This window comes from Pseudoalteromonas sp. MMG013, from assembly GCF_018100885.1.
GTDB lineage: Bacteria > Pseudomonadota > Gammaproteobacteria > Enterobacterales > Alteromonadaceae > Pseudoalteromonas > Pseudoalteromonas aurantia.
The window spans coordinates 75,643-88,774 of the sequence record NZ_JAGJEE010000019.1; the positions used below are offsets into that span (position 1 = coordinate 75,643).

Sequence of the window (13,132 nt, forward strand, 5' to 3'; positions counted from 1 at the left end):
AACTTGAATAGGCTAGCGGTTGTTTTTATTGCGTGTATCTCACATTTTTTACTCGTTCAATTTGGTAGTCAGTTTCTCATTCCATTTGGATACGCAAGTGTCATCTGGCCTGCAACAGGTGTTGCGCTCGGGTTATATCTATTAAAAGGCTGGCCGGTTTTAGTGGGTGTATTACTCTCTTTTATCGTTTGCTTGCACAGTGATACTTTAATCAGTAGCTTACCGCCAGAAGTGGTCTATCTTCTCGCTTTGATAAGTACAATTCAGTTATTTGTTAGTCGACAGCTTGTTTTTCAGTTTTCTCAAGTGCCTATTCGGATCTCTATTCCATTTGAAATAATTAAGTTTTTGTTCATTACAGGGCCTGTCGCAACATTGTTATCGAGTGTTGCGATTTATTGTGTGCTGTCGCTTTATTTGCCATTACCGCAAGAAACGTTGTTATATATCGGCGTGACAAAGTGGGTGGGAGATTTTTTGAGCGTGGTGCTCTTAACGCCTATTTTTCTATTTTTATATCCCAATGTTTTTGTTAAGAAAGCACGAAAAGCATCTGCCGCTATCATGACCAGCTTATTGAGCTTTTCTATAATTTGTTTTGTATATTTTGTATCAAGTAATAACTTTAATCGAGATCAAAAACAGCAATTCATGAGCGGTACCGTATCTTTTGTAGAACAGATAAACAGCACCCAAGCGACTATAAAATTGTACTTAAAGGCACTTGAAGCATACTTTCAAGCAAGTGAACAAGTGACGAAAGAAGAATTTAGTGCTTTTACATCTATAATACAAAACACATCCATTAAAGTGAGAGCAATTGGTTGGATCCCCTTGGTGAAAAACGAGGCGAGAGCGCAATTTGAAGCTAGCATGCAAAGGTTGTATTCAGAAGGTGCCTATATTCAGCAATTGACCGTGACAGGAATTCAAAGTGCACCTGAACAACCTTATTACTTACCCATCTATTACACGTACCCATTGCAAGAAAATAAGTCTGTTATTGGTCTTGATGTGTCTACTCACCCGGTTGCAAGTCAGAGTATTAAACATGCAATTGCGCATCAGAGCTTTGCAGTCACTGATATTTTCACTTTAGTTCAGCAACAAGATAAAACCGACGGCGTGGTGGTGTATTACCCGATTTTTAAAAAGAGCGAGGTACCTAGCTTAGCGTCTTTAATTGGGTTTGTGGAAGTGGTACTAGAGTTAGAGTTATTATTAGATCCCATGTACACCACAGAGCGTAAAAGAGTATTTACTTATCAAATTAGTTTTGGTGAGGGCAATGTATTTTCTCACCCTGATTATGAAAGCGGGCATTTTATCTCTCATGAAGTCCAATTTACGCTGTTTGATAAGCAAGGCACCATACAGTTTTCCAGCTCTGATAGTTTTGCTTCTCATCTGATTAATTGGGTTGATTTTATTATCGTATTGATAGGCTGTATCTTGGGCGTCATTTGTGTGATGTTTGTATTTTTTATCGTGTCTTTTAATACAAGTTTAGAAAAAAAGGTGAAAGCAAGCACGCATGAACTTATTGAAAAAAATAATGAGTTGGAGCTGGCGAATGAGGCGAAGAACTTGTTTTTAGCAAATGTAAGTCATGAATATCGTACTCCATTAAATGCCATTATCGGGTTTACGGAATTGGCGACAAAAGAAACGTCAGATCTGCCCACGTTAGATTATTTAGCGAAGATAAACGATGCTTCGAATATTTTGTTAAGCACAGTCAATGACGTATTAGATTTTTCGAAAATGCAGGCGGGTCAATTAGATTTAGATTTAAAGGTGTTTAAGCCATCAGATGTCACTGCGTCAGTTATAGGAATGCTGTCTCATTTGGCTTCTGAGAAGTCGATTACGATTCAATATCAGCATGACGCAAATTATAAAAGCTGGGTCGAAGGGGATGAACTTCGCTTTAAACAAATATTGATTAATTTACTGAACAACGCGCTTAAGTTTACACCCAAAGGCAGTATTCACCTTGATTGTAAATGTGTTGAAATAAATGATAATGCTACAGAGCTGACTATCAAAGTGCGTGATACAGGAATTGGCATTAAAGAAGAAGATCAACAACGATTGTTTAACGCATTTGCACAAGCACAAAGCTCAACAACACGGAACTATGGCGGTACCGGGCTTGGCCTTTCTATTGTAAAGCAGTTATGTATTTTAATGGGAGGAGGGATCTCTGTTACGAGTCAAGAGAATGTTGGCAGTGAATTTACCGTTGTTTTAATACTCAAAGGGGTGACTGCGGAGCAGGTTGCACTGCAAGAAAATAGCGTTGAAAGCGATGCCGGGCAACAGGGCCATCATTATCAAGGAATGCGTGTTTTAGTTGTAGAAGATAATAAAATCAATCAGATTGTGGTACAAAAGCACCTAAGGAATTTAGGGTTAGACTGTGATTTCGCAAATGACGGTCAACAGGCTTTAGAGTATTTAAAAGCACAACAACCCGACTTAATTTTGATGGATTTACAAATGCCTGTTATGGATGGCTTTACTGCATCAGCCCACATCAAAAATGATGAAGCGTTAAAACATATTTCAATAGTGATACTCAGTGCCAGTGTTGGTAAAGAAGAGAAACAACAAGCCGCGAGGTTAGGCATTGAAGATTTCATTCATAAGCCTTATCAACAAAGTGATCTAGTGAGGGTATTAAATAAATATGCGAACTGAATGAGCTCTGCATGATTTGAATTCCTTCTTTTTAATACCCGACACAATGACTTGGTTTACGACTATTGAAATGCTGATTCAACGAGACTAAGGTATTGACCCTCACAATCTAACTCAATGGTGACCCCAAGTGGTAGTATGAGTTGTGGGTCGGTGTGGCCGAAGTCTAAATTACATATAATGGGTAAATCACAAACGTTGAATTCATCTTTAACCACCGCTTGAACTGTGTTTATTAACGCTAATTGTTCGTCTGCATTATAGTCTCTGGGTCTACCAATCATGAGGCCTGATAGTTGCTCAAAAACCCCCATAACCCCATAGTTTCTTAACCAGTAGCGTACATAGTCGATACTTGGTTTGTCTTCTGATGTTTCTAAAAATAGCACTTTATTGTGCCAAAAGTGAGGTTTTGGCCAATATTTAGTCCCTTTGAGCATTTCAAGTACTTCAATACATCCACCAAAAAGTTGTCCTCTAACACGGCCGGTACCTTGAACAAAAGTGGGACCTGGATTTGTAATTGGGGAATTGAGCTGACCTGTAAGTGCCATTTTATGCCAGTCAGGGTAGCCGTGATGATATTGAGAAAATGTCGGTAACACGTATTGCTGTTCCGCAGATAAGAGTTGCTTGGCTAAGTAACGTTGATAGTCAGTACTGTGATTATGTAGTTGTGCAAAGCCAGCCATAATAGACGGGCCGTTAAAAGTAACTAAGCCGTGCTGGTTAAGGTAGGTTGTAATGGTGGTAATATCTGAAAAGCCCATAAAAAACTTAGGGTTGGCTAGAATAGTATCTAAATCTAAATATTGTAACAATCGAGCTGAATCTGAACCGCCAATCGTCGCAATTATGCCATCAACGTCAGTATTGGCAAACGCGGCGTTGATGTCATCAGCACGCATTTTTGGATTTGCAAAGAGGTGGTCATTATGTGCTTTAGCACTAGGATACTCGACAATATTAAACCCCATTGCTGTTAGGTTCTTAATACCCATTTGGTAAATATGAGGGAATATTGAAGGGCCGCCCCAAGAAGGCGACACAATGGCGAGTGTTGCACCCTGAGTGAGTGATTTTGGTTTAATTTGTTTCATGACCAGCTCCTTAGCGTTTGATGGCTAAAGACATTAACACATTGATTGTGAGTTTCTAGTGCACCATGATGAACTTAAAGCAAAGCGTATGAAGCTTTGCTTTATAGAATTTAGTTGATAACGCTATTAACTAATACGGTGGGGAGGAATATCTGATTTAAGTAAATGACTGTTTTCTAGATACAGGGTGCCTTGATAAACGGTTTCCCCATCAGAACTAAATTCGAACATAAATTGGCTTTTAATTCCAGGTTTACCGCTGCGCAAAATGCCTAGGCGTCGTTTTTGACATGCAACGCTTAGTAATTGTACTTGTAATCGCTCAGATTGACGTTCAGCATGCTGTTTGGCCGACTCAGCAAACTGGCGACTAAACCAAAAGAATGCGATCACGGCACCTGTGAGTATAAAAATCCAAAGTGTTGCCATTTAAGAAAATAACCTACCAATTGCACGAGACAAGGTCTCACTGCGATTTTCTGCTCTAAGAATACTTAAAACATGAGGGCGAAGACTCGGAATTGCAACCAAATCAGCAAAAATACTTGTAAATAAACCATCAACTTGTGTGTTATGTGCGGCTTTATCTAACAAGATAAATAATCGGCTTTGCTCATTGAAAGCCTCCCAGCAACGGCCAGTTAAAGTCAGCAGTATATCTGCTTCGTTGGCGAGTTCATCCGCCAATATCAAATCAGTCGCTTGCAGTAATAACCCCTGTGCTTTAGTTGCTGATAGTGCTCTTAAATTACAGATAAGTATATCGAGCTGTTTATTTCTTAGCGCGCTTATACAGTCGTTGTAAAATAGTTCACTTAAATGAGTATCGGTTGGCACATGCTCAAGCATCGCGCTTAAAGGTTGTTTCACTTGAATTGGCAGTGATGACCAAACAGAGTGTAAGTTTTTGGCATTATGGCTGTGCTCTAGGCGAAATGCAAAGTCGGCCAAACCCTGTACCGCAACATTTTGCCAAGCGTTTTCAGGTAGCTTACCCGCAAAATATAATTCGGCATACTCATAATACTGTGATGCAGGACGGTTTATCTCTCGTTTGAGTAATGCATTGAATGCGGCAAGTTTATTTGCATTCGGTGTAAAAACGTAAGGGTTGTTGTCAAGTTTCCCTTGAGCTTGTTCACCGGTAATTTCTGTACCAAGCGCTTCTAGTACCATATTTGCAAAGTGGTCTCGACTTGCTGCGACCAATTTACTCTGTTCATCAAGTGGTAACTTTAAAAACCAGACATATGGGTCTAACGTGGCATTATTGTCCCAAAATTGAATCGCAATAAGTGCATGCCCTGCCAGTGGGTAGGGGTAAGGAATTAATGTGCCCTCAATTTGCGCAAATTGTTTTTTGTCGATTTTGGTGATCCTGCGACCAATATCATAAGCTCGCCATTGAGTACCTGCGGCTGAAAGGAGTTGGCCAAGAGTGGAGATTTGCGCTGTCATAATTCATGCTAAATTGGGGAATATGTGCCAGATTATACCTGCAATTTACGGCGCTGGTAAGCTTGTGCTGGGGATTGCTATTGAGCTTGGGTATAATTGTCCAATTATTTGTAATATTGGGCCTTTAGCGAGTGCAAAAAATGGCAAAAAAGAATCAAGTGGACGCGTTGCTAACGCAGTTGACGCAAGCGCTGACGCAGGCAGAGCTATGGCAGTATACACAAATAGAGCCTCGTAAACTGCTTTCTAGCGAGCCTTTTTGTTGTGATACGTTACAGTTTGAACAATGGCTACAATTTATTTTTATCCCGAAAATACGCCAATTGATAGTGACGGGGGCACCGTTACCAAACAATATATTGATTGCACCCATGGCAGAAATACACTATTCAAAACTGGCTTGTTTTTTGCCTTTGCACCGCGTGCTTAGCGAACTAGATGCGATACTGAGTGGGAGATAAGAGATGTTAGAAATCATCTATCAAGATAAAGATTATGTAGCAATAAACAAGCCTTCAGGGCTATTAGTACATCGCTCACTACTCGATAAAAGAGAAACCCAATTCGCAGTACAAATGCTAAGAGACCAACTCGGCCAACATGTTTTTCCAGTGCACCGTTTAGATAGGCCTACATCTGGTGTGTTGTTATTTGCATTGAGCTCAGAAGCGGCTCGCGATATGAATCAGGTTTTTATCGATGGCAATATTGAAAAGCGTTATCTGGCATTAGTGCGTGGTTTTGCGCCAGAGTCGACATTTATAGATAGGCCATTGAAAGAAGAACTTGATAAAATAGCAGATAAATTCGCAGACCAAGATAAAGCCCCGCAAGAGGCGCAAACACAGTTTAATTGCTTACATAAAGCGAGTTTACCAATCCCTTTTGGTAAGTATCCATCCATCCGTTATTCATTGGTCGAGTGTTTTCCAAAAACAGGTAGGAAGCACCAAATTCGCCGTCATTTAAATTATTTATCAACACCAATTATTGGTGATGTAAATCACGGCGATAACAAACATAATCATTTCTTTATTGAGCATTTTAGCTATCGGCGCTTAATGTTGTTTGCAAGTTCGTTAAAATTTATCCATCCTTATACGCATAAATCAGTAACAATAAGCGCTGAGTTGGGTGAGCAAATGCTGGCAGTTTGCGACCAACTAGGCTGGCCTAACCAAGAGAAGGATTATGAATAATGGCAGTCGTGTCAATTTTTGTCGGTAGTATGTATGGTAATGCGGATAATTTAGCTGCAGAGATTAAAAAAGCATTGGTCGCTCAAGGTCATGAGGCGGCAGTGTATGACAGTGGTACATTAGAGCAAATCAAACAATCAGATAATATTTTGTTTGTGTCATCGACAACAGGATCTGGTGATATTCCTGATAACTTAGAACCGCTTATATCTCAAATGCATAGCCAAGCACCCATGCTTACAGGTAAGAAGGTTGGGGTAATTGCATTGGGAGATCGTAGCTATGGAGAAACTTTTTGTGGTGCTGGTCGCCAAATCGATGAACTTATACGCGGGCTAAATGCGACGAGTGTGACGTCCAGGTTAGACATCGATGCGGGAGAATATTTTGAGCCATGGGAACCGACTGAGTTATGGCTAAGAAGTTGGCAGCAAGCTTTATAATGCCATGATATACAAAATTAAACATTAAAATGGCGCACATGATGAGCGCCCTTTTATGTCCAACAGCCCTTAGTGCTAGGTGCGTTTCACATCGACTTTTAATTTCAGCTTTTGACCCGGATGCAAGTATTTTTGGCCAGCGAGGTTATTCCATTTGATGATTTCTTGCACCGTTAAATTAAATTTGCTGGCAATACGGGCTAATGAATCACCGCGTCTGACTTTATAAGTAATAGTGCGAGGCGTACTCACAAGTGTGGTATTTGGTATTTTGGTATTTTGGTAAACCGTTAACTTTTGCCCTAATCGTAATACCGATTGCGTTTTAAGCTTATTCCAACTGGCAAGCTGCTTAATCGTTACATCGTATTCTCGACTGATATCCCACAGCGTATCGCCACTTTTTACAACATGGTTTTTTTTACTTTTTTGATTCTTATTGACCGTCATCCTGACTTGTGATGGTAAGTGCTCACTCTTCAATTCTCCATCACTTAAAGGCACGAGTAGTTTTTGACCAATGCGAATAATATGACTGTTTAGTTTATTTAAAGATTGAATAGCACTGGAACTGGTTGAGAATTTTTTCGCTATCACAGACAGTGTATCACCTCGGTTAACGGTATAATATTGCCACCTTAAACGGTCTTTAGCTTCTGTAACGGCTAATTTTGTTTTAAATGTATCAATTTTATCTGATGGGAGTAGTAAGATGTGAGGCCCATCAGGGTCTGTTGCCCAGCGATTGAATCCGGGGTTAAGTCGATATAATTCAGTTAAAGTAATATTGGCCATTTGCGCTGCGAGTGCCAAATCAATTTGAGAGTCAACATCAATGGTCTCTACAACTTGGGCATTGATAATGGGATTCCAGGTTACTTTGAATTCATCTTGACGCTTCAAAAGATCAGATAAAGCGAGTAATTTTGGTACATACGCGGTTGTCTCTCTTGGCAAGTCTAAAGACCAAAAGTCGGTGGGTAAATGTTTTTTGCGGTTTTTGCGAATGGCCTTTAGCAGTCGACCTTCACCTGAGTTGTATGCCGCGATTGCATTGAGCCAATCACCCTCAAGGGTTTTATGTAAATAAGTTAAGTAATCAAGTGCTGCGCGAGTTGATTGAACAATGTCACGTCGTCCGTCATACCACCAATTTTGCTTTAAGTTAAAACGCTCGCCAGTTTGTGGCATGAACTGCCAAATACCCGAGGCACTACGATGAGAATAACCAAAGGGGTCAAATGCACTTTCTACGATTGGCAGGAGGGCAATTTCAATGGGCATTTCACGTTTCTCTACTTCTTCAACAATGAAGTAGAGATAAGGTTCTGCGCGTTTTGATATTCTATCCATATAGCGCTGGTGCCGTTGATAATAATTACGCTCAGCAACCACAGGTCTGTTTTGCGGCACTTCTATCGAAAGCTGGTAGCGAATACGTTCCCATACGTCGTCAAAGACCGGGGGGGGCTCATCTACTTCAATTGGAGCTTGGATTGCACTCAGTAATGTCTCACTAATTTCATGCGGACTTGCTGCGTTATCTAATACTTGAGCTTCTACGCGTTGTTCAGTCGTTGATGTTAATGTTTGGCAACCACTTAACAGTGCTACCAGTACAATTAAAATAGGTGATTTAGTCATATTTCTTTATATATTCGGGCAAAAACCCGCCAATACTACCTGTAAATAAGATAAGTTTAAAGAGCTGTGCTGAGCCTGTGCTGACTAAAATTGGTCTTTCCATAATCGCAGAGCTGCAAAGTTATGCGAAGGCGTAAGATTATTCACTGTTACATCATGAGGTAAGTGATGCAACATATGTGGTAGATCCGAGCGCAAAAATGGGTTGATTTTTCGTTCAATACCAAAACGAGTTGGTAGACTGGGTAAATTATTTTTACGCTGTGTAGTGACCCATTCAATGTGTGCTTTGATATCGTTATTATCAGGCTCTACTGCGATAGCAAATGCTAAGTTCGCAGCGCTATATTCATGTGTGCAATAAATTAGGGTGTTGTCATTGAACTGTGAAAGCAGTTTAAATGAGTGCCACATTTGCTCTGCACTGCCTTCAAATAATCGTCCACATCCGGCGCTAAACAGCGTATCACCCGTAAAGCACAATACATCATTACAGTAACAGATGTGATCTAATGTATGGCCAGGTGTCGTGAGTACACTGAAAGTGTGTTCAAAAACAGTGAGGCTATCACCATTTTGCAGGGCGTGTGTGATCCCTTTAAATTTGGAGTTCTGAGGACCATATACATTGGTGTTAGGGAAGGCGTGAGTGAGTTCAGCAACACCATTGGTATGGTCCCAGTGGTGGTGTGTGATCAAAATACCGCAAAGGGTTGCGTCATGTTGGGCGAGATATGAAAGCACAGGCTCAGCATCACCTGGGTCAACGACCCAAACCTGTTTTTTATCTGTGTCTCGAATAGCCCAGATATAATTGTCATCAAATGCATTGATTGGCTCTACTTGCGCCATGGTTAATTGCTCTATAAAGTGAACGTTAGCAATAGTATAGCGAGCAAGCTCTAACGATGAAACCAGCACTCAGTTTTCAACAAGGCCCAAAGCCTCTTAATTGGCAAGATTTTCCACATGGGGACTATGTACGGTATGGCATTGAGCGGCGAATGGGGAAATGGTTAACGCGAATGTTTGGTTATCATATGCTTAAGCTTGGAGGTTTAAGTGGCCAACTCGATACGTCAAAAAGCGCCATTAAGCATCAAGTTTGTGTCGCCCCTATATCGCAGCAACATGTGGGTGTTGTGGCTGAAATTGATGAATTACCCTTCTCTGAACACAGTGTTGATGCATGTATTCTAAGCCATTGTTTGGAGTATCATTCAGACCCACACCATATTTTACGTGAGGCACACCGCACTTTGATCCCAGGCGGGTATATCGTCATTTCTGGGTTTAACCCATTTAGTTTATGTGGCCTTGCTCATTGCCTGCCATTTAGTGGTCAAAAGCTGCCTTGGTCAGGACGCTTTTTTACGCCAGCACGCGTAAAAGATTGGTTGGATTTATTGGGGTTTGAGATATTAGCGGATGAGCGCTTTATTCATGCCTCTTTAGCCCGAGGTAGTCGATTGTCTCGATTTGCGCCTTGGCGACATTTTTGTCGCCATTATTTGAAACCAATGGGGAGTTGTTACTTGCTAGTGGCAAGAAAGCGTGTTGCGCCATTAACCCCGATTAAGCCGAAATGGCATGCTCGTCCTAAATGGGCCCCAGCCGTGAAAAGTGCGAGAGTAAGGCAATCTAGAGAGTCATTTCAGGAAGAGAATTAAGCGTCTGGCTGGTAACCATTATCAGGCAATAAGTCATCCATAGAGGCAGCTTCACGGGCTAGGTCGTCAACGATTTCGTTGTACTTGTTGCCACTGTGGCCTTTTACCCATTTCCATTGGATGGTGTGGCGCTGGCAAGCTAAATCTAACCGTTGCCACAAGTCGACATTTTTAACTGGTTTTTTGGCCGCTGTTTTCCAGTTGCGCTTTTTCCAGTTTGCGACCCAAGATTCAATGCCTTGTTTGACATATTGGCTATCGGTATAAAGTATAACACGACAAGGGTGCTTTAATGTTTCTAACGCAACCGTTGCGCCAAGCATTTCCATTCGATTATTTGTGGTGAGTTGATACCCTTGATTTAACGTCTTTTCATGGCCTTTATAGCTCATATAAATACCATAACCACCAGGGCCTGGATTACCTAAACATGACCCATCGGTATAAATCTCTACGGTTTTTTGCACGAATTGACCTGTTTTTATGTAGAATAAAGATATTGAATGCTAACAATAGCAAAGTTAGGTTACTGACGAAATGTTAAAAAGACAAATAGTCCTAGATACAGAAACAACGGGTATCGACCCTAAATCGGGCCATCGTATTATTGAGATAGGGTGTGTAGAGCTTGTAAATCGCCGCTTAACTGGTAATAACTTTCATGTGTATATAAACCCTCAACGTAGTATTGAAGAAGAAGCGATAGATGTGCACGGTATTACGAATGAGTTTTTAAAGGGCAAGCCGCTATTCCAAGATGTTGCACACGAGTTCTTTGAATTTATTAAAGGAGCTGAATTGGTGATCCACAACGCGCCCTTTGACGTCGGCTTTATGGATCATGAATTTGCGATGTTAAACCAAGGTTACCCGCTGACACACGATTACTGCGAAGTATTAGATACCTTAGTCATGGCGAGAGACTTGCATCCAGGTCAAAAGAACAACCTAGATGCGCTATGTCGTCGCTATGATATTGATAATGCTAAACGAACGTTGCACGGCGCATTACTGGATTCTGAAATTCTTGCTGATGTTTATCTCGGTATGACCGGGGGGCAGAAAAAACTCAATTTAGCATCGGGTAATGAAACCGGTGGCAATAAACAGCAAGGCGATATAATAAGATTAAGCGCTGATAGACAACCACTTAAAGTTATTTTGGCAAGTGCCGATGAAGTAGTTGCTCACGAAGAACGCTTGAAAGTGGTCAATAAAGATGGCAATACGATTTGGCAGCAATAATGAGGTAAACTATGAGGCGATTAATTGTGGGGGCTTTGCTAATAGCCATAGGGTTTGGTGCGTTAGCTTTGCCGTCCATCACGCTTTTACAGCGAAATGGAAAAATTAATGAAATTCCGCTACTAGACAATCGCTTTCGAATTGATCATAAAGTCGACAAAATTACGTTGTTGTTTTTTCGAACCCGAGGAGCGCCAGCGGTTGTATTAGTCAAACCCGATGGCAGTAAGCTCTACGCGCCACAAGCCCTTAAAAATGAAAACCTTGATTGGTTTGATGAACCAAGCTATGACCTCATAACCATTTCAAACCCGACCCCCGGACCTTGGCAAGTGGTTGGTAGTATACAGCCGAATAGTCGAATTATGGTGCTGGGTGAAGTCGAACTTCATGTAGACCCTTTACCTCCTTTGTTGTTTAGAGGGGAAACGTTAAAAGTCAGTGGCCATATCACCAATGACGGCAAGCCGATACAAACCGGTTATTTTCGCGATGTTGTGAGTTTATTTGTCGAATTTACCAGTACCAATAATAACAACTATGCAAACTTTGGAGCAGGGACACAAAGCGTCACTGCTTTTAAAGATGATGGTCGAGAGTTTGATGAAAGGCCGATGGATGGTATTTTTACTGGAGAGTTTAAGTTGAGCTTCCCTGCGGGGGAGTGGCAACCTGAATTTTTCATAGAAACCCCGATACTAAAACGCAGAGTTGTTAAAGAGCCGCTTATTATTGCTGAGCCGCCTTTTGACTATCATTTAGAACTTGCCACGGACAAAGAGTCAGAACACGAGCTATTACTGCGAATTGACCAAGATATTGTTAAACCTGAGACGGTGATTTTTCAGGGGAAAATCTTTTACCCGAATGGTGAAGAGAAAATGTTCACCTTAAATGAAGAAGCGCGATTATATAGAAAAGTCATGATTCAAAATTATGATTGGGGCAGATATAGCATTGAGCTTTCGGCGTTTGGTGAAAATGTAAATGGTCGAGAGTTCATGGCAACATTGCCGATGTATAAATTTGAAATAGAGCGACCAATAGAAAAGGTACCTGAGCTACCGTTAGCTGAACAAAAAATGGCGGACCAAGAAAAGGCAGCAGAAATAGTTGATGATACGATGAGTTCTAGCACGATGATTGCGATTATTTTGTTTGGCAATCTGATGGTTTTATTGTTTGGGTGGTTGGCTATTCGTATTTTTGTGCAAAATAAACCCATTAAGTTGCGCTTTAAATTGCCTTCATTTAAGAAAAAGTCAGAACTTGAAATAGAAGAAACAGAAATAGAGAATCAAAAGTCAGATGGGAATGGCTCAAAAAATGATAAATCAGGTGATATTTTGAACCTTTCGATGTCAGATGACTAAAAAAGAAGGAAAATTGCAAAAAAACTGTTGACTCCAAAGGGGTCCATTCGTATTATTCACGCCGCTGTCAGGGAGCAACCTAACAGCAAGAATAATGCGGAGTGGTAGTTCAGTTGGTTAGAATACCGGCCTGTCACGCCGGGGGTCGCGGGTTCGAGTCCCGTCCACTCCGCCAATTATTCAAAAATTTGTAAGAGATGCTGGAGTGGTAGTTCAGTTGGTTAGAATACCGGCCTGTCACGCCGGGGGTCGCGGGTTCGAGTCCCGTCCACTCCGCCAATCCTTACAACGCCGAAA

At 41.2% G+C, this 13,132-nt stretch carries 13 protein-coding genes and 2 tRNA genes; 9 read left to right on the forward strand and 6 right to left on the reverse strand.

The annotated features are described in order from the left end of the window. Positions 1-3: 3 nt before the first annotated feature. Positions 4-2,703, forward strand: coding sequence for a CHASE domain-containing protein (locus J8L98_RS16535; protein ID WP_210997335.1), 2,700 nt, complete (start codon positions 4-6; stop codon positions 2,701-2,703). A 62-nt stretch (positions 2,704-2,765) separates the two neighbouring features. On the opposite strand, the gene J8L98_RS16540 is transcribed toward J8L98_RS16535, so the two are convergent. The 3 genes from J8L98_RS16540 to J8L98_RS16550 all read right to left on the reverse strand — a co-directional run bounded on the left by J8L98_RS16540 (position 2,766) and on the right by J8L98_RS16550 (position 5,261). Next, a complete protein-coding gene (locus J8L98_RS16540; RefSeq protein ID WP_210997336.1) occupies positions 2,766-3,803 on the reverse strand; it encodes a S66 peptidase family protein in 1,038 nt (345 codons plus the stop codon). A 126-nt stretch (positions 3,804-3,929) separates the two neighbouring features. After that, on the reverse strand, positions 3,930-4,232 hold the full coding sequence (locus J8L98_RS16545; protein ID WP_210997337.1) for a DUF3301 domain-containing protein: 303 nt from the start codon (positions 4,230-4,232) through the stop codon (positions 3,930-3,932). Continuing rightward, positions 4,233-5,261 (reverse strand): DUF3549 family protein, encoded by a 1,029-nt coding sequence (locus tag J8L98_RS16550; RefSeq protein ID WP_210997338.1) that lies wholly within the window; start codon positions 5,259-5,261, stop codon positions 4,233-4,235. It abuts the gene before it with no gap. A gap of 140 nt (positions 5,262-5,401) precedes the next feature. On the opposite strand from J8L98_RS16550, the gene J8L98_RS16555 reads away from it, so the two are divergent. The 3 genes from J8L98_RS16555 to J8L98_RS16565 are packed head-to-tail and all read left to right on the forward strand — an operon-like array spanning position 5,402 to position 6,903. Then, positions 5,402-5,722, forward strand: a complete 321-nt coding sequence (locus tag J8L98_RS16555; RefSeq protein ID WP_210997339.1) for a YqcC family protein — start codon at positions 5,402-5,404, stop codon at positions 5,720-5,722. Positions 5,723-5,725: 3 nt separating this feature from the next. Continuing rightward, on the forward strand, positions 5,726-6,460 hold the full coding sequence (gene truC, locus J8L98_RS16560; protein WP_210997340.1) for a tRNA pseudouridine(65) synthase TruC: 735 nt from the start codon (positions 5,726-5,728) through the stop codon (positions 6,458-6,460). Next, entirely contained in the window at positions 6,460-6,903 is a 444-nt protein-coding gene (locus J8L98_RS16565) for a flavodoxin domain-containing protein (protein ID WP_210997341.1), read from the forward strand. The genes truC and J8L98_RS16565 overlap by 1 nt, the downstream gene beginning before the upstream one ends. A 75-nt stretch (positions 6,904-6,978) precedes the next feature. Here the strand turns inward: J8L98_RS16565 and J8L98_RS16570 are convergent, their stop codons facing one another. After that, positions 6,979-8,547 (reverse strand): LysM peptidoglycan-binding domain-containing protein, encoded by a 1,569-nt coding sequence (locus J8L98_RS16570; RefSeq protein ID WP_210997342.1) that lies wholly within the window; start codon positions 8,545-8,547, stop codon positions 6,979-6,981. A gap of 84 nt (positions 8,548-8,631) precedes the next feature. Continuing rightward, entirely contained in the window at positions 8,632-9,399 is a 768-nt protein-coding gene (gloB, locus tag J8L98_RS16575; protein ID WP_210997348.1) for a hydroxyacylglutathione hydrolase, read from the reverse strand. Positions 9,400-9,455: 56 nt separating this feature from the next. Here gloB and J8L98_RS16580 point away from each other — a divergent pair, with 56 nt between their 5' ends. Continuing rightward, positions 9,456-10,217 carry a class I SAM-dependent methyltransferase gene (locus tag J8L98_RS16580; RefSeq protein ID WP_210997343.1) on the forward strand — a complete coding sequence of 254 codons (762 nt, stop codon included), beginning with the start codon at positions 9,456-9,458 and terminating at the stop codon, positions 10,215-10,217. Here J8L98_RS16580 and rnhA read toward each other — a convergent pair. Continuing rightward, positions 10,214-10,684 carry a ribonuclease HI gene (rnhA, locus tag J8L98_RS16585; protein ID WP_192508110.1) on the reverse strand — a complete coding sequence of 157 codons (471 nt, stop codon included), beginning with the start codon at positions 10,682-10,684 and terminating at the stop codon, positions 10,214-10,216. The two genes, J8L98_RS16580 and rnhA, sit on opposite strands and share 4 nt — an antisense overlap. A 70-nt stretch (positions 10,685-10,754) precedes the next feature. Here rnhA and dnaQ point away from each other — a divergent pair, with 70 nt between their 5' ends. From dnaQ to J8L98_RS16605, 4 genes are all read left to right on the forward strand, one after another. After that, positions 10,755-11,462, forward strand: coding sequence for a DNA polymerase III subunit epsilon (gene dnaQ / locus J8L98_RS16590; protein ID WP_192508109.1), 708 nt, complete (start codon positions 10,755-10,757; stop codon positions 11,460-11,462). Positions 11,463-11,473: 11 nt separating this feature from the next. Next, the gene (locus J8L98_RS16595) at positions 11,474-12,835 is read left to right on the forward strand and encodes a TIGR03503 family protein (protein ID WP_210997344.1); all 1,362 of its coding nucleotides are present in this window, start codon (positions 11,474-11,476) and stop codon (positions 12,833-12,835) included. Positions 12,836-12,933: 98 nt separating this feature from the next. Beyond that, positions 12,934-13,010, forward strand: a tRNA-Asp gene (locus J8L98_RS16600). Positions 13,011-13,037: 27 nt separating this feature from the next. Continuing rightward, a tRNA-Asp gene (locus tag J8L98_RS16605) sits at positions 13,038-13,114 on the forward strand. The last annotated feature ends 18 nt before the right edge of the window (positions 13,115-13,132 follow it).

Coding starts and splice junctions, on each gene's coding strand:
- J8L98_RS16555 (WP_210997339.1), top strand. CDS start 5,402: ATGGCAAAAAAGAATCAAGTGGACGCGTTGCTAACGCAGTTGACGCAA.
- truC (WP_210997340.1), top strand. CDS start 5,726: ATGTTAGAAATCATCTATCAAGATAAAGATTATGTAGCAATAAACAAG.
- dnaQ (WP_192508109.1), top strand. CDS start 10,755: ATGTTAAAAAGACAAATAGTCCTAGATACAGAAACAACGGGTATCGAC.
- J8L98_RS16580 (WP_210997343.1), top strand. CDS start 9,456: ATGAAACCAGCACTCAGTTTTCAACAAGGCCCAAAGCCTCTTAATTGG.
- J8L98_RS16570 (WP_210997342.1), bottom strand. CDS start 8,547: ATGACTAAATCACCTATTTTAATTGTACTGGTAGCACTGTTAAGTGGT.
- J8L98_RS16550 (WP_210997338.1), bottom strand. CDS start 5,261: ATGACAGCGCAAATCTCCACTCTTGGCCAACTCCTTTCAGCCGCAGGT.
- J8L98_RS16595 (WP_210997344.1), top strand. CDS start 11,474: ATGAGGCGATTAATTGTGGGGGCTTTGCTAATAGCCATAGGGTTTGGT.
- J8L98_RS16565 (WP_210997341.1), top strand. CDS start 6,460: ATGGCAGTCGTGTCAATTTTTGTCGGTAGTATGTATGGTAATGCGGAT.
- J8L98_RS16545 (WP_210997337.1), bottom strand. CDS start 4,232: ATGGCAACACTTTGGATTTTTATACTCACAGGTGCCGTGATCGCATTC.
- gloB (WP_210997348.1), bottom strand. CDS start 9,399: ATGGCGCAAGTAGAGCCAATCAATGCATTTGATGACAATTATATCTGG.
- J8L98_RS16540 (WP_210997336.1), bottom strand. CDS start 3,803: ATGAAACAAATTAAACCAAAATCACTCACTCAGGGTGCAACACTCGCC.